17 protein-coding genes and 1 pseudogene are annotated in these 18,050 nt (G+C 37.8%); 5 read left to right on the top strand and 13 right to left on the bottom strand.

The genetic code is table 11. The features are described from left to right. Positions 1-38: 38 nt before the first annotated feature. Positions 39-1,355 (bottom strand): Rep family protein, encoded by a 1,317-nt coding sequence (locus HW271_RS02575; RefSeq protein WP_178895647.1) that lies wholly within the window; start codon positions 1,353-1,355, stop codon positions 39-41. A gap of 537 nt (positions 1,356-1,892) precedes the next feature. Further along, positions 1,893-2,240 carry a hypothetical protein gene (locus tag HW271_RS02570; protein WP_178894742.1) on the bottom strand — a complete coding sequence of 116 codons (348 nt, stop codon included), beginning with the start codon at positions 2,238-2,240 and terminating at the stop codon, positions 1,893-1,895. Positions 2,241-2,475: 235 nt separating this feature from the next. On the opposite strand from HW271_RS02570, the gene HW271_RS02565 reads away from it, so the two are divergent. Further along, positions 2,476-3,015 (top strand): helix-turn-helix domain-containing protein, encoded by a 540-nt coding sequence (locus tag HW271_RS02565; protein ID WP_178894741.1) that lies wholly within the window; start codon positions 2,476-2,478, stop codon positions 3,013-3,015. A gap of 235 nt (positions 3,016-3,250) precedes the next feature. Here HW271_RS02565 and HW271_RS02560 read toward each other — a convergent pair whose 3' ends face one another. The 8 genes from HW271_RS02560 to rpsO form a co-directional block, all read right to left on the bottom strand. Then, a complete protein-coding gene (locus HW271_RS02560; protein ID WP_016465565.1) occupies positions 3,251-3,817 on the bottom strand; it encodes a hypothetical protein in 567 nt (188 codons plus the stop codon). Between the two features lie 59 nt (positions 3,818-3,876). After that, a complete protein-coding gene (locus HW271_RS02555; RefSeq protein WP_016465564.1) occupies positions 3,877-4,416 on the bottom strand; it encodes a hypothetical protein in 540 nt (179 codons plus the stop codon). Positions 4,417-4,949: 533 nt separating this feature from the next. Further along, complete coding sequence (locus tag HW271_RS02550; RefSeq protein WP_178894740.1) at positions 4,950-6,293, bottom strand: DEAD/DEAH box helicase; 1,344 nt, start codon at positions 6,291-6,293, stop codon at positions 4,950-4,952. Between the two features lie 150 nt (positions 6,294-6,443). Next, positions 6,444-7,139 carry an alpha/beta hydrolase-fold protein gene (locus HW271_RS02545; RefSeq protein WP_178894739.1) on the bottom strand — a complete coding sequence of 232 codons (696 nt, stop codon included), beginning with the start codon at positions 7,137-7,139 and terminating at the stop codon, positions 6,444-6,446. Beyond that, positions 7,120-8,130 (bottom strand): ABC transporter substrate-binding protein, encoded by a 1,011-nt coding sequence (locus HW271_RS02540; RefSeq protein ID WP_178894738.1) that lies wholly within the window; start codon positions 8,128-8,130, stop codon positions 7,120-7,122. Before HW271_RS02540 ends, HW271_RS02545 begins: the two co-directional genes overlap by 20 nt. Before the next feature lie 18 nt (positions 8,131-8,148). Then, entirely contained in the window at positions 8,149-8,904 is a 756-nt protein-coding gene (locus HW271_RS02535) for an ABC transporter ATP-binding protein (RefSeq protein ID WP_178894737.1), read from the bottom strand. A 1-nt stretch (position 8,905) separates the two neighbouring features. After that, entirely contained in the window at positions 8,906-9,952 is a 1,047-nt protein-coding gene (locus tag HW271_RS02530) for an iron ABC transporter permease (RefSeq protein ID WP_178894736.1), read from the bottom strand. A gap of 553 nt (positions 9,953-10,505) precedes the next feature. After that, positions 10,506-10,775, bottom strand: a complete 270-nt coding sequence (gene rpsO / locus HW271_RS02525; RefSeq protein ID WP_001018251.1) for a 30S ribosomal protein S15 — start codon at positions 10,773-10,775, stop codon at positions 10,506-10,508. 204 nt (positions 10,776-10,979) lie between these two features. Between rpsO and HW271_RS02520 the strand changes: the two genes are divergently transcribed. The 3 genes and pseudogenes from HW271_RS02520 to thrS all read left to right on the top strand — a co-directional run bounded on the left by HW271_RS02520 (position 10,980) and on the right by thrS (position 13,617). Further along, positions 10,980-11,351 (top strand): hypothetical protein, encoded by a 372-nt coding sequence (locus HW271_RS02520; RefSeq protein ID WP_178894735.1) that lies wholly within the window; start codon positions 10,980-10,982, stop codon positions 11,349-11,351. A gap of 121 nt (positions 11,352-11,472) precedes the next feature. After that, positions 11,473-11,600, top strand: a pseudogene (locus HW271_RS08855) (AAA family ATPase); the annotation flags it as partial. A gap of 73 nt (positions 11,601-11,673) precedes the next feature. Further along, positions 11,674-13,617, top strand: a complete 1,944-nt coding sequence (gene thrS, locus HW271_RS02515; protein ID WP_178894734.1) for a threonine--tRNA ligase — start codon at positions 11,674-11,676, stop codon at positions 13,615-13,617. A gap of 200 nt (positions 13,618-13,817) precedes the next feature. On the opposite strand, the gene HW271_RS02510 is transcribed toward thrS, so the two are convergent. The 3 genes from HW271_RS02510 to HW271_RS02500 all read right to left on the bottom strand — a co-directional run bounded on the left by HW271_RS02510 (position 13,818) and on the right by HW271_RS02500 (position 16,822). Next, positions 13,818-14,867, bottom strand: a complete 1,050-nt coding sequence (locus tag HW271_RS02510) for a DUF389 domain-containing protein (RefSeq protein WP_178894733.1) — start codon at positions 14,865-14,867, stop codon at positions 13,818-13,820. Between the two features lie 310 nt (positions 14,868-15,177). Then, a complete protein-coding gene (locus tag HW271_RS02505) occupies positions 15,178-16,152 on the bottom strand; it encodes a sensor histidine kinase (protein WP_178894732.1) in 975 nt (324 codons plus the stop codon). After that, positions 16,145-16,822: a response regulator transcription factor gene (locus HW271_RS02500; protein WP_178894731.1), complete on the bottom strand. Its 678-nt coding sequence runs from the start codon at positions 16,820-16,822 to the stop codon at positions 16,145-16,147. Before HW271_RS02500 ends, HW271_RS02505 begins: the two co-directional genes overlap by 8 nt. A 95-nt stretch (positions 16,823-16,917) precedes the next feature. On the opposite strand from HW271_RS02500, the gene HW271_RS02495 reads away from it, so the two are divergent. Then, positions 16,918-17,994 carry a DUF2974 domain-containing protein gene (locus HW271_RS02495; RefSeq protein ID WP_178894730.1) on the top strand — a complete coding sequence of 359 codons (1,077 nt, stop codon included), beginning with the start codon at positions 16,918-16,920 and terminating at the stop codon, positions 17,992-17,994. Positions 17,995-18,050 lie beyond the last annotated feature (56 nt).

Genomic DNA, 18,050 nt, shown 5'->3' with positions numbered 1-18,050 from the left:
CAGTATCTAATCTTTTATTAAAGAACATCACGATTTTTTTAGTCATTTGTCACATCCTTTGCTTTCTTTGGTAATATTCTAGGATAGATACAATCTTCAAGCAATTTACGAATAAAATCGCCCTTATCTTGCGAACAAAACAAATCTTCATAGTCAAAGTTCAAAACGACGCTAGAGCCATCAGGACGTTGAAAATGCCCATTTTCTCTATTTTCTCGAACTTCTGAAACACTATAAAATCTTTCTTCCATTCCATGTTTTCTAACAATTTCAGAAGAATAATTGACACGTCTTAAATACTGATTTATATCCTCTTCTTGAATTTGTCCAAAAAATTGTTTTGGAGACATATAGGCGGACATAATAACCAATCTCGGAACTACTAACTTATTTCTATAACGTGCTGACATTCGAGCCGAGTTAATTGGATCGAATAACTTCAACCAATCCGCAGGAGCTAGACTATCCTCTCGCAAATCATCTAAAATAAGGATTTCCTCTCCTGAGTAATTGTCAAATGGATTTTTTGAACTTGCAGAATATGAGCCACCTCTTAAACCTGCATTTTCAAGCGCTCCTTGAACCTCTAAAGCAATATCTCTAGCAAGTGTAGACTTACCAATCCCAGGCTTACCTTGAATATATAAAACAGTCAAATCATACTCCCCATTTTGCAATGCTTCCAGTCTTAGCACACTTTCACGCTCACCGAAAATATCAAGTCCTTCAAGGAATTTCTGACGATTGTTTGCCATCAGATAATACAAATTATCGTCTTTCATAATATCAAAATAAGTCAGTTCCCCCTTATATACTTTAGCCAACACCAAATCTAGACTTTCATCTGATTTCTCACGTTTCTTTGTGGCTGCATACTTCTCAAAATCTTCTTTATTTTGATTGATAAATGCTTCATAATCGAATGAATCAAATGTTTCTACATCACTAGCTGGATATTGATATTTATCTTTATCCTTGGCATGGATAAGATAGGCTTTTGAATTTACCTTCCCATACTTACCACGTCCACTAGACTCAATATATTGTGGCAAGATACCAAGGTTTAAAGCCAAAACATTTAAATCCTTTTTATTAGAAAATTCTATATACCCATGAATATGGGGTTCAACTAATTTTGTACCATAAGAAATATCTTTATCATGAATAATCAAAGCAATTTTTAAGTCTTCCGATTCAGTCATCAGCCTCACTCGTTCGTAGATTTCCTTAAAAATTTCAATTTTATTTTTTTCCCAATTTAAAAACAACTTTTTACTGTCCTCTGACCAGTCCCAAAAATCAGGCTTTAATTGCTGTTCAAAAATATAAGTCGTTGTTTGTTTTCTCTTTGTCATTTCTCCCTTTCTAATCATTTTTTTGAATTTACTTACTCTAAACTTGAGCAAATTAAAAGATTTTTTCTTAATTTGCTCACTAATTTGCTCATTAATTTGCTCAAGTTTTTTCGGACTTTTTTCAAAATAAAACCAAAAGGGGTTAACCACCCCAAACCTACGGTTTAAAAGGGTTTTTAGACCATTCTGTTGACAAGCCCTAGAATGGTCCGCGCATAGAAAACATACCTTTTGAGCAAATGAGCAAATTAAAACGCTAAAAACTCTTATGAGTTAAAAAAGTGTATAATTCAAACATAACACTGTATATAGATTGTTAGTGAGCGCTAGTGCCCGCTGGTACCCGCTAGTACACGCAGTCGCTGGCTTCGCTTTTGCGACTGCTACTAGCTACCAGCTACTAGCTACTAACAATCTATATTCCTGCTAAAAATGCGGTCGGTGCGGTGCATGGTGCTAGCCAACGGCTTCACCCCCTGCTTTGCACCTACATTTTTAGCTAGTGTGTGCAAGTCATCAGCTACTTATATTTCTAGGTCATTTTAAAATTTTTACATTTTCTGCCTTATACCAACCTAAAGAACTGTTATTAAGTTGTCCACCAGTTACATTGTAAAATTCAAGTACCGTACCAAAGACCACTTCTAATTTTACAGGTGCTTTAATTTCATATTCCAACTGATGTACAGTATCTACTATTGCATACTTAAACCCATCACTAACACCATCTTTGAATACCTCTTCGACACTTCCAGTAGAAACAACTTCTAAGACAGGAACTACCTCTGTTTGATATTCTTTACCTTTATTCCCCATAAGGGCGACTTTTCTTGTATCTTGTTGGAGAACCTCTCCTAATCTTCTATTCCAATTTGGTTTAGCCATTACTTATACCTCTTTTTCTTGAATTATGTTATAATTTAAATAGATTTATTTTATTGTGTCTTTGAGGATTTTTTCTTCAAAGACTTTTTTATACAATCATTGGTCATGCACCTCTCTCCTTGTCAAACATTGTATAGTTTGATATAATTTGAATATACCTACTAGGTATGGTTTAATTATATACCTGCTGGGTATATTTGTCAACCGTGAACTTAATTTTTTTGAGGTAAATTATATGGCATTAAACAATATTGTATTAAAAGAGTTGCGTAAACAAAAAAAACTAACTCAAACTGAATTAGCATCTAAATTAAATATAAGTCAGAAATCTTATAGTAATTGGGAGAGCGGTAAAGCAGAACCTACTTTAGATAACATTATAAAATTAGCCAACATACTAGATACAACCACTGACGAACTATTGGGAAGACAAGTCAATTTTGGAGATAAAATTTTAAATAAAAAATATAAGTATGATTTAAGTGTCCTAAAAGAGTCCGATATACAAAAACTTTATGATTTAAAAATGACATTAGCATTTGAACTATTAGATGAATCTTTAGAACCAGCAAAACTTAAAGTAATACTTATGGAGAAGAATAAACTTGATAAAGACGAAGAGTTAATTTTAGATACTATACTAGCTGAAGCAAAAGAATTTGCTGATGATATTAACGAATTTTACAAATTCAAAAAGTCTAATAAAAAATTCAAATGGCCTTGGCAAAAAAATAACAACAATTTAACAACAAAAGACTCAAATAATATCAAATAGTACTAATTGATTGTATTATCAATCACTATTAAATCAACTATCCTAAATAGTCAATATCTGACTTTTAGTGAGTGGGAATAATATATAAGAGTAGCTTAGGCTAAGAATCCTTGATTTAACAGCATTTCTGTTATTATAAAAGGTTAAAAATCATTCAAAATTGATTGGTTCCCCACCAAAAACCCCACCAGAAATATTTCTGATGGGATTTTTTATATTAAATTTTATTTTTCTATTAGTTGTTTCTCTTTTTCGTGTAAAAATCATTAACCTTCAGAAAAACATTCCCTGCCATACCATTATAAATGATAATAGTCTCAACAAAGGAAGCGCAGGCAAAAATCGCTAGTATTCTAACATCTCCCCAGAGATAAAAAGCAATTGCAGACAAGATATAACACAGTCCTCCGCCTAGGAGCAACCAGAATATCAACTGCCTTGCTTTTGCAAACCACTTTGTAAAAGCATGAGTGTCAAATTTAGTAATATCAACAGCGTAAAAAGTAGCTTCTTTCATTTGTAAGTTTTGCAGTTTGTAAGCGTAATAGCTCATGACGCATTGACAGAGTAACAATAGAAGCAATTTAAAAAAAACATTTTGTAGGGTGAAAAGTCCACTGATAAATGCTAAAATAGCATATCCAACCACGTAACTATTGGCAAGAGTTAATTGGCTCATCGAACGATAAGAGGCCTTTTCATCCATGGCTAACAAGGATTTTGTCTTTTTATTATAAAAGAGTATTTGGCCTTTCTGATACTGTCCTAATTGTACAAGTATATCTTTCTTTTTTAAAATCATCTAACAACACGCCTTAATATTTTCCCTAAACCTTAGATAGTATGGTAAATTTAGACACATTAGGCATACTCCTCTTCTAATTGTTTGATAATTTTTCGGCGTTTTAAAGGAGAATTATCCCAAACGACAAGAAGTGTTACGCTGAGTGAAAACATAGAAATAATAAGAGGCCTAATATTTCCAGAAATAAGGTAATCAAAAGAAAGGAATATAATTGTGCTAGTCATAATCCCTATAATGATTGGCTGTCCTATTCTTTGAGGTTTGCCTTTTTCCAATAACTCTCTAACTTGATAGGCAGTCGGTTGATAAGGAGATAAGTTCCCCTTACGCCATAGTAATCTCACACCCATGATAGAAGCGATAAAGGCTGTCATACAGCAGATGAATAAGATAATCCAACGAAAACCAGCACTTGTTTCTCCTAGTAATAAACTAATAGCAGAAATTATCCCTCCCAATACTGTTCCTGTTACAGGAGCAAATAGAAGTATACCGTTGGAATTTTTCTTAATATCAGATGTATAAAACTGGTAATCCTTGCCGTCTATATAAATAGCGCGCTCAGCTAGCCAGCCCAAGTTAATATATTTAGCCATTTAAGATTTTCCTTTCAATAACAGGAAGCTTCCTCCATTTTTAATAAACAAGATGATAATTTATCATGACATTAAATTATTCATCAACCAAACACGCTCCCCAATGTTTTTCCGAAACCTGAGATAGCATCACCCACTTTGTCCAATAAAAATTATTTTTCTCATTTTTAATCACCATAGTTTTAAAACATCTTTATAAAACAATATTTTTCTTTGTCGTTCGATCTTTTAAAAGAATTTTTAATAAGTCAGCAGACTCCATAGCCAACTGTTCTTCACTAATATCTATCGCCATAAAGCAACCTTTCTTCTTATTGATTGATATTTCTAAAAATATGTACTTTTCATTTATTAATCTATTATATTTTACCACAAAAACACACTGAGATACTCGTCCCAGTGTGTTTATTTCATTTTAGGATAACTTCATTCAGTAGACTGAAGAATTCATCATAGCCTCCACATCTGCTGATATAATACTTCTAAATTATTCTAAAAAAACAGTAAAACCTTCTGGTTCTACTGTTTCATTTTTAAAAAGTTTGACGTTTAGCTTTGCGCTCTGCACGTCCACGGGCACGACTTTCAGCACGCTTGGTTTTACGGCGTTTTTCATCGACAGCCCACTGGATTTTCTTCTTATAGCCTGGTTTGACTTTTTTCTTTTTCTTTTTAACCAAACCAATCATTTCGATGTCCAGTTTTTCCTGTTTCTTCTCACGATTGGCACGACGATCGCGATCATAGGTATCTTGGAATTCTCCATCTTTAACGACTTTCGGAGTAAACTTGATCCCCAATTTCTCCAACTCACGAATATCTGAGTCATCACTCGGTTGGTAGAGGGTAATGGCTGTACCTGGCAAACCATTACGTCCAGTTCGTCCAACACGATGAACAAAGAATGACAAGTCTTGTGGAATAGCATCATTGATAACATGGCTTACACCTTCGATGTCAATCCCACGCGCAGCTAAGTCAGTCGCAACGATGTACTCAAAATCAAGATTCTTCACCTGATTCATGATCCGTTTACGTTCACGAGGCGCAATATCTCCATGAATCTTAGCCACTTTTAAGCCTTGTGCAGTTAAGTAAGCATGCAATTCATCTGCACGTGTTTTTGTATTGACAAAAATCATAGCAAGATAAGGTTGCATCAATTGAGTCAATTCATAAATCTGGGCATTCTTGTCACGTCCCTTGGTCGAAATCAACCAGTTATCAATAGTGTCTGAGATAACTGTTTTGGTTTTGATTTTCTCCATAACAGGATTTGACAAGTATTTTTTCAAGAATGGTTGCAGTTTTTGTGGGATGGTTGCTGAAAAGACCATAAACTGCAAGTCTTTTGGAAGGCTTCCTGCAATCTTATCGACTGTCTCCAAGAATCCCATATCCAAGGTCATGTCAGCTTCATCGACAACAAAAATCTTAGCCTTGTGAATAGCCAAATCACCTGATTTTACCAAATCATAGATACGACCTGGAGTTCCGATGACAATATGTGGCTGATTGCTTGCCAGTTTGTCAATTTGGCGAGCCTTATCTGTACCACCAACATAGTTGGCAACACGAATCTCAACATCTGAATGTGATGCGATCTGACGAGCCGCTTGATAAATCTGAGTCGCTAATTCACGACTTGGTGCTGTGATAACTGCTTGCACACTATCGCTCTCTTCATCCAACTGTTGGAAAATCGGTAACAAGAAAGTATGAGTCTTCCCTGAACCTGTTTTTGATTCACCGACCAAGTCACGACCTGCCAAGACAATAGGAATCAACTTTTCTTGCACTTCGGTAGGCGTCGTAAACTTCAACTCTTCCAAAGCTTTTTCTATATACTTCTTAAATTTAAATTGTGTAAATGACATAATTTCCTCGATTCTATCTATCTTCTCATTATACCATAATTTAGTTTATTACAGGGAGGGTTTTCCGTCAAGGGTAATCGCTTGAAAATTCTAAGGACATGCATACAAGTGAAACACTCCTAGTTACGATGAACAAGGAGTGTTAGAAGATTACTTGAGATCCCACTGCTCTCTTAACCAATCACAAAACTGATGATAGCGTTCGTTAAGAGCTTCATGATGCCCATAAGCATCAAAAGTGGAATAAGTTGAGGGAACTGCTTCTGAAATCAGGTTATGTAGTTCCCTTGCAAACATCGGAGCCTTAGACAGACGATTAGAATGATTGGCACCTTCTATTTGACCATTTTGCAGATAAATAAGACTTTGACTCTGTATCAGGTCATGTTCCCTACAAAAGTCTGTAAAGTCTGGATACCAGAAGGAACCACAGATAGAGAAGATACAGGCCAAGGGGAGATGATTACTGTAAAGACTATAGATAGCAGCAAGACCACCCAGTGAATAACCACCATATGCAATCCTATTTTCATCAATCAAGTAGTCTTTTTTTAGAGTTGTTAGAATTCCTTGAAAGAGCTTCTCATGATAGGCTTCTACCTTCCCACCAAAATCCGGAGCCCCTTCTTTTAAAGCACTAACTTTCCAAGGTGTAAAGTCATTCAGACGGCTTTCTGGAATCAAACCCACCAAAATCACAGATTGAGATAGGTCTGACAAATAGTCCAGTTCCCCATCGTTTAGAAGTACAATTGGGTAGGCTTGTTTAGAGTCATAGTTTGAAGGAAGGCTGACCCTAACCTGAATTCCTTCCCAGTTAAACTCCTTATTTCTTGATAAAGTCATTGATTTTTTCAAGTGAATCAATCACTGCAGGACCGTAGTCCATCAATTCATCATAAGAGATGGTCATGATTTTTTGATTCTTGATTGCTGGTACATTTTCCAAAACAGTGTTTGCCTTCATCAAATCCACTGCTTTTTCATCCAACTTTTGATTACGATCGCTAGTTACATAGATAATCAACTCTGGATCCATTGATACTAGATTTTCCAGGGTCAAACCAGATGTTCCTGTTGCAACATTGGTATAACCAAGTTGGTTAAGCAAGCTTTCTTGAAGGGCTGACTTGTAGGCACCAAAGGTTTCGTCATTGTAGGCAACCATAATTAAAGCTTTTTTCTTTTCACCCTGTGTTTCTGGGTTGGCTTTTTTAACCGCATCGATTTTAGCTTGCAATTGCTCTGCGTATTGGTTGGCCTTGTCTTGGACATTGAAAATGGTACCAAGATTCTTCACATCTTCTACGATATTTCCCAAATCTTGTTGGATAGTTGATAGTGAAGCTTTCTGCGTATAAACTGGGATTTTATTTTCATTCCAAGCGCTAATCGTTCCCATTGACTTTTCAGAGAACATCATATTGCGTCCCATCAAGGCATCTGGTTCATAAGAAAGAACCGTTTCTTGTGAGACTGATTTCTTATCCCCAATATGAGGGATAGCTTCAATGGCATCCTTGTATTTACCAGTTACGGTATTATCAGGATTGAGCATGCCGGCAATTTTATCTTTCAAACCAAGTTCAAGTAGAATTTCAGTTGTTGAAAGGTTGTTGGTGATGACCTTTTCAGGAGCCTTTTCAAAGACTTGCTCGACTTCGTTTCCTTTGGCATCGTATGTTTTGATGGTTACAGGATAGCTTGTTTCTGTAGTAGTTTTTTGACTAGCTTCTGTTGTAGCTGGTGCAGTTGCTGTTTCTTTAGATGCGTTACCACAAGCTGCCAAAGATAAGGTAGCTACTGTTAGGAGCAAAATACTGAGTGATTTTTTCATGTTAATTTCCTTTAAATTTTATAAATAGTGAATCATGGCTTGCTGATCTTCTGTCCAAGTAACCTTACTTTGGACACCATAGACAGCCTGCAAAGACTCGGGTGTGATGGTCTCTTTTGGAGTACCCTGGTAAACAATCTCCCCTTCTTTCATTAGATAGAGATAGTCTGAATAGCGACAAGCTAGCTGAATATCATGCAAGACGGCTAACACATTGATATGGAGGTGTTTGACAATGGTTAACAAGTCTAGCTGGTACTTGATATCCAAATGATTGGTCGGTTCATCTAAGAGCAAGAGGGTCGGCTCTTGGGCCAAGGCGCGTGCTAACAGAACCCGCTGCTTCTCTCCTCCCGACAGAGATGAGTAGAGTCGGTTTCTCTTTTCGAACATGTCTACTTTGACCAGAGCATCCTCAACCAAAGCAAAGTCTTTTTCTTTTTCCTTTTGTAAAAAAGAGAGATGGGGCGTTCTACCCAGCATAACAATTTCCTCAACCGTACAATCAAACTGGAGTTGATTGAACTGCGTAATGACTGCCATCTGTTTTGCCGTTTCCTTAACGCTCATTTGTTCTATCGGTTTCCCATTTAGGGAAATCAGGCCCTGATCAGGCTTTTCCTGTCGATAGAGGAGTTTCAGCAAGCTGGTCTTTCCACTTCCATTTGGTCCCAAAATAGTATGAAATTGGTTTCCCTCAAGTTTAAGTGAGACTCCTTTGAGAATCTTTTTTTCTCCGATTCCAAAGTGAATATCCTGACACATTAAGTCCATATCAGACTCTCACCTCCCTTCGTCTACTTGCAACCATGTAGATAAAGAAAGGTGCACCTACTAGGGCCGTGAAAATTCCAATCGGTAGTTCAGCATTTTGGATTAATACACGAGCAAGGACATCCGCCCAAACAACGAAAAGGGCACCGAGTAAGGTAGCAATCGGAAAAAGTCTTCTGTAGTTTGTACCTACCAAACTTCTCGCCAAATGTGGTGTAATCAAACCGACAAAGCCGATAATCCCACAGGTTGATACTAAAACTGCAGTCATCACCGCAACAATAGTTACATAGAGATACCAGTAAAAACGTAGGGGAATCCCTAAAGTCAAAGCCGCCTCATCTCCCATCATCATGGCATTGAAAACACGATATTGGGAAGAGAAAAATAAAAAGGCGATTCCCACGATTATAGTTGGTAAGGTTAAGTGTCCCCAAGAGGTTCCCGCTAAAGAACCCATGGTCCAAAACTTGATGGTCATAACGCTATCAGCATTGGCCCCAATAGAGATAATAAAGTTTGAAAAAGCCAAAAATAGGGCATTCACTACCGTACCCGATAAGATTAAGCTAGAAGTTGTCATCCTGCCTTGCATGGAAGCAATCAGAAGGACTGCAACTGTTGCCAAAAGCGCTCCAAGGAAAGAACCAACACCAATCATGACCTTAAAACCAAGAATAATGCTCAGCGTTGCTCCAAAGGTTGCCCCAGCTGAAATCCCTAACACATAAGGTTCAGCAATGGGATTATTGACTGTTGACTGCATGACACTACCACACATAGAAAGACCCGCACCAACTATCAAACCTAGAAAGACCCGTGGCAATCTCATATTCCAAACAATAGCAAGTGTCGACTTCGAAATGTCTCCTATATCCAACGGAGCTCCCATCTTACTCAAAATTATCCGATAGGTATCACTCAAACTAATTTGAACTGACCCCATCGAAACAGCTAAAAACAGAGAGACTCCCAGTGCTCCGAGCAAAATAGCAAGGAGAAAAAAATATCGCAGGTTTTGATGGCTTCCAGAAAATTTGGAAAGCATGAAACCCTCCCTTAATCAAATATTAAAAATTTAGACAATTTTCATAATTAGTATACCACATTTCCAAATAAGGAACAAGACTAGAAAAATATAGAAAAAAGCACTCTGAAATCAGAGAGCTTGGGCTAAAATCCATAAAAAACAAAAAGACTACCCAATCGAGTAGCCTTATTTCAAGATATGCTCGATTGAACACGGCCTAAGCACTTGGCAAAAAATAAAAAGCCCCCGAATTCAGAGGGCCGATTTGAGCTTGGGCTAAAATCCTAGTGAAAAAGATGAAACTCCTTGTGTTCATCGAACACTGTGTCCTTTCCCTATTTTCATACTAATTTTTATCGCCCTTAGCATCATGATTCTTACTGGATAAAACGTTTATAGACTAGGCGGCAAGTCGAAGATTGTACAAAATTTTTAATGAAACAAAAAAATCTCCCCGAAGGGAGATGATCTGGTTTATTTTACCTTACAGTGCTAGGAACCGTAACCGAAGATTATACTTGAGTATATAGAGGTAAGGTGACAACGCAATATAAGTGGAAAATAAAGCAGATTAGCGACGAAGTCCTAGAGAGTTGATTAACTCACGGTAACGGTTAACGTCGTTTTTACGCAAGTATGCAAGCAAGTTACGACGGCGACCGATTTTTTTCATCAATCCACGGTATGTAGCGTGGTCTTTTTTGTGTTGTTTGATGTGTTCGTTAAGGTGGTTGATTTCCCAAGTAAGAACAGCAACTTGAACCTCTACTGAACCTGTATCACCTTCGTGACGTGCATATTGTGCAATAATTTCATTTTTTTTCTCTTTTGAGATTGCCATGATGTTTCTCCTTTTTATTTGGCTTCATCCGAGTGACAGGTTGGCATGCCTGTAACCAAGAAGAAGTTATTTGTCTTTACGACAGTTCTTATTCTACCAATAACTAACTTCTTTGTCAACTGATTTACTATTCTTACCGCAAAAGTGCTATAATAGTTATAGGAAGGATATCTAAGCTGATAGTTTTAAAACGAGGTGATTACCATGCGTAAATTCTTTAAATATCTCCCCTACTATCTGGTCGTATTTTTCTTTTATTGTCCACTTTATGGATTATTTATACTACTATTATCAAATCCTGATTTAACAGGTCTCTATCTTCTCAATATATTCATCCTTTCACCCATTGTAATTTTTATAGTTTCACTTCTTTATAGCTACCGTTTTGGTTTTTCACTCTATTGGCTTCTAGGTAGTTGCTTGCTCTATGGCTTTACTATTATTCCATTCAGAGAATTTATCATTGTTTATTTCCTAGCCTATGAAATTCTTATTCTACTAGGTACAGTTATTGGTGCCACTATCAAGTATCTGGTTCAAAAACTGAAAAACAAAAAACTTTCACAAAATCCTTGAAAAATCTCGCAATCATGCTATAATAATGCATAGAGACAAGTCACTTAGAATCTTTCTTTTAGAGAGTGCGTGGTTGCTGAGAACGCATAGGAAGTCTAAACTGATACTACTCTACTAACTTTTATGCAAACATAAAACGGTGGCCACGTTAGAGCCAATCAGAGGTGTCCCTCTTTTTTGAGGAACATAAATGAAGGTGGAACCACGTTGCGACGTCCTTTCGAGGAGGTCGCTTTTTGTTTTTCTTGATTTAAGACTGCAAAATAGGGAAACACTTCTGCTATAGAAATAATTGATAACTAATAAATATAAGGAGAAAAACATGATTAAGATTACTTTCCCAGATGGCGCTGTTCGTGAATTCGAATCTGGCGTTACAACTTTTGAAATTGCCCAATCTATCAGCAATTCCCTAGCCAAAAAAGCTCTTGCTGGTAAATTCAATGGCAAACTCATTGACACTACTCGTGCTATCACTGAAGACGGAAGCATCGAAATCGTGACACCTGATCACGAGGATGCTCTTCCAATCTTGCGTCACTCAGCAGCTCACTTGTTTGCTCAAGCAGCTCGTCGCCTCTTCCCAGATATCCACTTGGGTGTTGGTCCAGCTATCGAAGATGGTTTCTACTACGATACAGACAACCAAGCTGGTCAAATCTCTAACGAAGACCTTCCTCGTATCGAAGAAGAAATGAAGAAAATCGTTAAAGAAAACTTCCCATCAATCCGTGAGGAAGTGACTAAGGATGAAGCGCGTGAAATTTTCAAAAACGATCCATACAAGTTGGAATTGATTGAAGAACACTCTGAAGATGAAGGTGGTTTGACTATCTACCGTCAAGGTGAATATGTAGACCTTTGCCGTGGCCCACACGTTCCATCAACAGGTCGCATCCAAATCTTCCACCTTCTCAATGTAGCTGGTGCTTACTGGCGTGGAAATAGCGACAATGCCATGATGCAACGAATCTACGGTACTGCCTGGTTTGACAAGAAAGACTTGAAGAACTACCTTCAAATGCGTGAAGAAGCCAAAGAACGTGACCATCGTAAACTTGGGAAAGAATTGGATCTCTTTATGATTTCTCAAGAAGTTGGACAAGGGCTTCCATTCTGGTTGCCAAATGGTGCGACTATCCGTCGTGAATTGGAACGCTACATCGTCGACAAAGAAATCGCTGCTGGTTACCAACACGTCTACACTCCACCAATTGCCTCAGTAGAACTTTACAAGACTTCTGGTCACTGGGATCACTACCGTGAAGATATGTTCCCAACTATGGATATGGGTGATGGTGAAGAATTCGTTCTTCGTCCAATGAACTGTCCTCACCATATCGAAGTCTTTAAGCACCACGTTCACTCTTATCGTGAATTGCCAATCCGTATTGCTGAAATCGGTATGATGCACCGTTATGAAAAATCTGGTGCTCTTACAGGGCTTCAACGTGTAAGAGAAATGTCACTTAATGACGGTCACACTTTCGTAACACCTGAACAAATCAAAGATGAGTTCCAACGTACCCTTCAATTAATCATCGACGTTTACGAAGATTTCAACTTGACTGACTATCGTTTCCGTTTATCATATCGTGACCCTCAAGATACTCACAAGTACTTTGATAATGATGAGATGTGGGAAAATGCTCAACGTATGTTGAAATCAGCTATGGATGACATGGGACTTGACTACTTTGAAGCTGAAGGGGAAGCAGCCTTCTACGGACCAAAATTGGATATCCAAGTGAAGACAGCTCTTGGTAAAGAAGAAACCCTTTCTACCATCCAGCTTGACTTCTTGCTTCCAGAACGCTTCGACCTCAAATACATCGGAGCTGATGGTGAAGAACATCGTCCAGTTATGATTCACCGTGGGGTTATCTCAACCATGGAACGCTTCACAGCGATTTTGATTGAGAACTACAAGGGCGCTTTCCCTACATGGTTGGCACCTCACCAAGTGACTCTTATCCCAGTTTCTAACGAGAAACATGTGGACTACGCTTGGGAAGTAGCTAAGAAGCTCCGTGACCGTGGTGTCCGTGCTGATGTGGATGAACGTAATGAAAAAATGCAATTCAAGATTCGCGCTTCTCAAACTCAAAAAATTCCTTACCAATTAATAGTTGGTGACAAGGAAATGGAAGACGGAACTGTCAATGTTCGCCGTTATGGTCAAAAAGAAACTGAAACTATGTCGGTAGATGCATTTGTAGAATTGATTCTTGCAGATATTGCCAACAAATCACGTGTTGAAAAATAAACGATAAAACCTGGGATAAAAATTCCAGCTACCTAAAAAAGCAACAACTATTTCAGTTGTTGCTTTTTTATATTTTGATTAAGCTGAGCTAGTAGTGATTGGTAAAACTACCACAAATAGTATCCTCGTCAACGATCCTTTCTATCCACTAACTTTTAGTTATAAGATTTACTTCCATGAGTTAGATAAGTTCAATATCCTCAATCCTTGTCTGCTTCATTCTCTTTTACGAGTTCTTTTTGTGAATCTTTTTCAGAGAGTTTTTGATCGATATACTTGTTAATGGTTTCATAAAATTCCTTGGTCATCTCACTATCTAATTTTGTCGAATTATGGACTTGATTGACTTTCAATTGAACAGATTGAATACCGTAAGAGGCTTGCTTTTGGCGAATTGTTTCTAATTCTTCTTCTGAAATCGGATCTCCAACAACTGTCAAGACTAATTCATTGCTACTTGACTTGTAGACTTGATTAATGATCGTATGATTAGAGAACTCTTTGCCTACAAACTGTTTAATCCCTTCTTTTCGTGCTTGATCCATCGTCAGAGTGACTGCTGAATAGCTGGCTGGAAGAACCAATAATACAATCAAGGATATCAGCCCAATTCTCATTTTAATGTTTAGCTCTTTAAATGAACTTAAAGGAGATTTTCTCATTAAAATTCTTGTTCCAACAATATTGGTTAGCATGATAAAGACACAGTTAATCAAGAAAAGATAGAGAGCCCCGAATAAAAATCGCACATTTCCATTAGCTAAACCATAGCCTGCAGTACAGATAGGTGGCATCAGAGCTGTTGCAATGGCTACGCCAGGCACGATATTGTTTGCTTCTTTTTTCCTTGAACCAATTACACCTGCTATCCCACCAGCAATAGCAATGAGAACATCCCAAATGGTTGGAGAGGTTCGTGCAATCAACTCGCTACTTGCATAAGATAAGGGAGAAATCCAGAAATACAGAGTCGAGACAAGCAAACTGACCAATACTTGAGTAAATAAAACCTCTAGAGATTGCTTGATTAAACGCGTATCAAAAATAGCTAAACCGAATCCCAGTCCAACAATCGGTGTCATAAGAGGGGAAATCAGCATGGCTCCAATAATGACAGCTGTTGAATTCATATTTAGACCTATAGAGGCAATAAAAATCGCACACATTAAAATTGCAGTATCTCTTAATCGAACATGAAGATCATCATATAATTTTTCACGGTATTCACGTGTTGAATAGTTTCCGGTCATTGGTTACCCCTTTTATTTCATATAATCTTGTTTCTGCAGAGACGATGGTAGAGAGATTTCTGTCCAATCTTACATATTTTTAATTCTCACCTGTCATTCTTTTGAAAATAATCCTTTAAATATCCATCAGTCCATCCTTGACATTATATCAAAAATTTTACAGTCTTTCTCTGAAGAACTCAATCAATTTGAAAGATAGTGAACGGAAAACATTCCAGTTACTTTTTTATTTGTTCTATCCTATTTTCTCACTACATAGAAATCTAAAGAAGAGCTTGAAAGATTTCTTCCAAGCTCTTAGCATTTCTTTTTACTCAATAAGTAGGTTCACTTCCGCAAACTTAATTCGCACGGTTGTTCCTTGACCAAGTTCAGATTCGATACGGATTTGATGACCTAATTCTTGGCTAATTTTCTGGGTTAAATAGAGACCAAGTCCAGATGACTGCTGGGTCATACGACCATTGTAACCTGAAAATCCGCGTTCAAAGACTCGAAGGACATCACTATTTTTAATACCGATTCCTGTATCCTTGATACAAAGTTCCTGGTCTTCCATATAAATCTCAATACCACCTGAATTGGTGTATTTAAGACTATTTGAGAGAATTTGTTCAATGACCACCAACAACCATTTTTTATCCGTCACAATGCTTCTATCCAAGTCATGCATATTAATACTTAGGTTTTTCTGAATAAAGAAAATGGCATATTTACGAATGACTTCCTTGACCAGATCTTCTATATTTTCTTTTTTCAAAACCAAATCATCATGGAAACTTTCTAAGCGTAGGTATTGGAGTACGAGGTTGGTATAGGAATCAATCTTAAAAATCTCCTGTTCTAGCTGTTGCTTCAGTTGGCGATCCGCCACCTCTCTCACTAGGAGTTTACTGGCTGCAATTGGGGTTTTTATCTGATGAACCCAGAGTGTATAGTAGTCCACCAAATCATTATAGCGGTTTTCAGCATCTGATTTCTTCTGATAAAGCTCAGCCTCACGTTCTTCCAATTTTTCTGCCAGTGCACATTCCAAGGGAGATTTTGCTTCTCTCTCAGAATAAAGCATTTCCTTACGATAAACTTCTGCTTCTACTAGGATATCCCAGATGAAAAATAAAAGGGTTAGAAAACTACAAAGCAGAAAGAAGTAAAGAAAGTAAGAACCTAGATTTGTAAATAAAATGTGAAAGGCGAGGGCAAGGCAGCTAATCAAAAAAATGAAGACTAGAAGGCGAATCCGTGAGCGAAGATAGGCTAGAAAAAATTGTCTCCAATTAAGCATGTTTTAACCCGTATCCTATCCCTTTCTTGGTCTCAATAAATCCTACCAAACCTTGCTCTTCCAGTTTCTTACGCAAACGCGCAACATTAACAGAAAGAGTGTTATCATCGATGAAAAAGTCACTATTCCAGAGTTCTCGCATCAGGTCATCACGCGCCACGATATTACCTGCATGTTCAAATAAGACACGCAGGATTTGAAATTCATTCTTTGTCAGCGTGATTGCCTGCCCCTCAACATGCAAATCCATAGACTTAGTATTGAGGATCACGCCTGCATACTCCAAGAGACTCTCATCTCGCCCAAACTCATAAGAGCGACGTAACAAACCCTGTACCTTAGCTAAGAGGACCTGCTGATCAAACGGCTTGGTCACAAAATCATCTGCTCCCATATTAATGGCCATCACAATGTCCATAGCTTGGTCTCTAGAAGACAGAAACATAATGGGAACTTTAGAAATCTTGCGGATTTCCTGGCACCAATGATAGCCATTAAACAAGGGAAGACCAATATCCATAAGAACCAGATGAGGTTGAGATTGAACAAATAGCGTTAGAACTTCCATAAAGTCTTCTACCATGACTACTTCAAAACCCCATTCGGAGAGCATTTTCCCAACTTGTTGACGGATTACTGGATCATCTTCTACTAGTAAAATCTTATGCATATGCTCCTCCTTTTTCTATATTATAGCAAAATTCTTCTGACTACTAGCGAAATTGATGCAAATCTGATATGATAAAAGTTAAGAAAGGAATTCCCATGGCCAATATTTTTGACTACCTAACTGATGTTCAATACGATTCTTTTTATGATCTTCCCTTAAACGAACTGGATGTACTTGCTTTGACAGAGCTGACTTATCTTCCTTTTGATAACTTATTGGACCAGCCTGTCAATCGTTTAAGCGATGTCGCAACACGTGTCCCGCGAGAAAGTACCATGTTGACCAATAAAGAACGTCTGCAACTTTTAGACCAGCTTGCCCAACACAAACGTTTTAGAAATAGCAAACTCTCTAACTTTGTTAACGAGATTGACACTGAGCAACAGAAACAGTTCGCTGCTATGACCTATCGTCTGAACCTAGATACTTATCTCATTGTCTTTCGTGGCACAGACGACAGTATTATTGGCTGGAAGGAAGATTTCCATATGACCTATATGAAGGAAATCCCTGCCCAAAAGCATGCTCTTGAGTATTTGGAAGATTTCTTTGCTCAACATCCAAAACAAAAAGTGATGGTAGCTGGGCATTCTAAAGGTGGGAATCTAGCCGTCTTTGCTGCTAGTCAAATCCAGCCTGAATTGCAAGAAAAAATATCTGCAGTTTATACCTACGATGCTCCTGGTTTGCAGGCTCATCTGACTGAAACCACTGGTTATCAAGATGTTATTCCAAAAATTCACCGTTTCGTCCCACAAGGTTCTGTCATTGGCATGATGCTGGAAGTTCCTGATACTCCTACAGTCGTCAAATCTACGGCTCTCGGTGGCATCGCTCAACACAATACTTTCAGCTGGCTAACTGAAGGACACCACTTTGTCCAACTAGATGCCATCAGTAGTGAAAGTCTACAAATCAAAGACGCTTTAAAGGAATGGGTGGAAAGTGTTCCCGATGAGGAATTAGAACTCTATTTTGATCTCTTCTTTGGAACCATCCTTGAGTCTGGAATTAGCTCTATTAATGAACTATCCTCAAAAAATGCGATTGAACATGTTCGACAACTTGTTTCTCAAGCCCAGACACTGGAGCCCGAGCAAGTCGAAATCTTAAAAAACCTGACACAACTCCTACTGGATGCACGCTTCCAAGCCTGGAAAAATCATTTTTAATGTATTAAAAAGTCCCTTCTTTTATGGAGGGACTTTCTTGTTGATTGATTCCTTAT

The organism is Streptococcus sp. oral taxon 061 (assembly GCF_013394695.1).
Lineage (GTDB): Bacteria > Bacillota > Bacilli > Lactobacillales > Streptococcaceae > Streptococcus.
Note: the sequence above shows the minus strand (reverse complement) of the source record. Positions and strands in the feature narration are given on the sequence as shown.

What these genes read in the sequence shown, in the direction of transcription:
- HW271_RS02540 (WP_178894738.1), bottom strand. Translation starts at nt 8,130, where the DNA reads ATGAAAAAATCACTCAGTATTTTGCTCCTAACAGTAGCTACCTTATCT.
- HW271_RS02575 (WP_178895647.1), bottom strand. Translation starts at nt 1,355, where the DNA reads ATGACAAAGAGAAAACAAACAACGACTTATATTTTTGAACAGCAATTA.
- HW271_RS02545 (WP_178894739.1), bottom strand. Translation starts at nt 7,139, where the DNA reads ATGACTTTATCAAGAAATAAGGAGTTTAACTGGGAAGGAATTCAGGTT.
- HW271_RS02505 (WP_178894732.1), bottom strand. Translation starts at nt 16,152, where the DNA reads ATGCTTAATTGGAGACAATTTTTTCTAGCCTATCTTCGCTCACGGATT.
- HW271_RS02520 (WP_178894735.1), top strand. Translation starts at nt 10,980, where the DNA reads ATGCGTAAATTCTTTAAATATCTCCCCTACTATCTGGTCGTATTTTTC.
- rpsO (WP_001018251.1), bottom strand. Translation starts at nt 10,775, where the DNA reads ATGGCAATCTCAAAAGAGAAAAAAAATGAAATTATTGCACAATATGCA.
- HW271_RS02555 (WP_016465564.1), bottom strand. Translation starts at nt 4,416, where the DNA reads ATGGCTAAATATATTAACTTGGGCTGGCTAGCTGAGCGCGCTATTTAT.
- HW271_RS02560 (WP_016465565.1), bottom strand. Translation starts at nt 3,817, where the DNA reads ATGATTTTAAAAAAGAAAGATATACTTGTACAATTAGGACAGTATCAG.
- HW271_RS02570 (WP_178894742.1), bottom strand. Translation starts at nt 2,240, where the DNA reads ATGGCTAAACCAAATTGGAATAGAAGATTAGGAGAGGTTCTCCAACAA.
- HW271_RS02550 (WP_178894740.1), bottom strand. Translation starts at nt 6,293, where the DNA reads ATGTCATTTACACAATTTAAATTTAAGAAGTATATAGAAAAAGCTTTG.
- HW271_RS02535 (WP_178894737.1), bottom strand. Translation starts at nt 8,904, where the DNA reads ATGGACTTAATGTGTCAGGATATTCACTTTGGAATCGGAGAAAAAAAG.
- HW271_RS02530 (WP_178894736.1), bottom strand. Translation starts at nt 9,952, where the DNA reads ATGCTTTCCAAATTTTCTGGAAGCCATCAAAACCTGCGATATTTTTTT.
- HW271_RS02565 (WP_178894741.1), top strand. Translation starts at nt 2,476, where the DNA reads ATGGCATTAAACAATATTGTATTAAAAGAGTTGCGTAAACAAAAAAAA.
- HW271_RS02500 (WP_178894731.1), bottom strand. Translation starts at nt 16,822, where the DNA reads ATGCATAAGATTTTACTAGTAGAAGATGATCCAGTAATCCGTCAACAA.
- HW271_RS02495 (WP_178894730.1), top strand. Translation starts at nt 16,918, where the DNA reads ATGGCCAATATTTTTGACTACCTAACTGATGTTCAATACGATTCTTTT.
- thrS (WP_178894734.1), top strand. Translation starts at nt 11,674, where the DNA reads ATGATTAAGATTACTTTCCCAGATGGCGCTGTTCGTGAATTCGAATCT.
- HW271_RS02510 (WP_178894733.1), bottom strand. Translation starts at nt 14,867, where the DNA reads ATGACCGGAAACTATTCAACACGTGAATACCGTGAAAAATTATATGAT.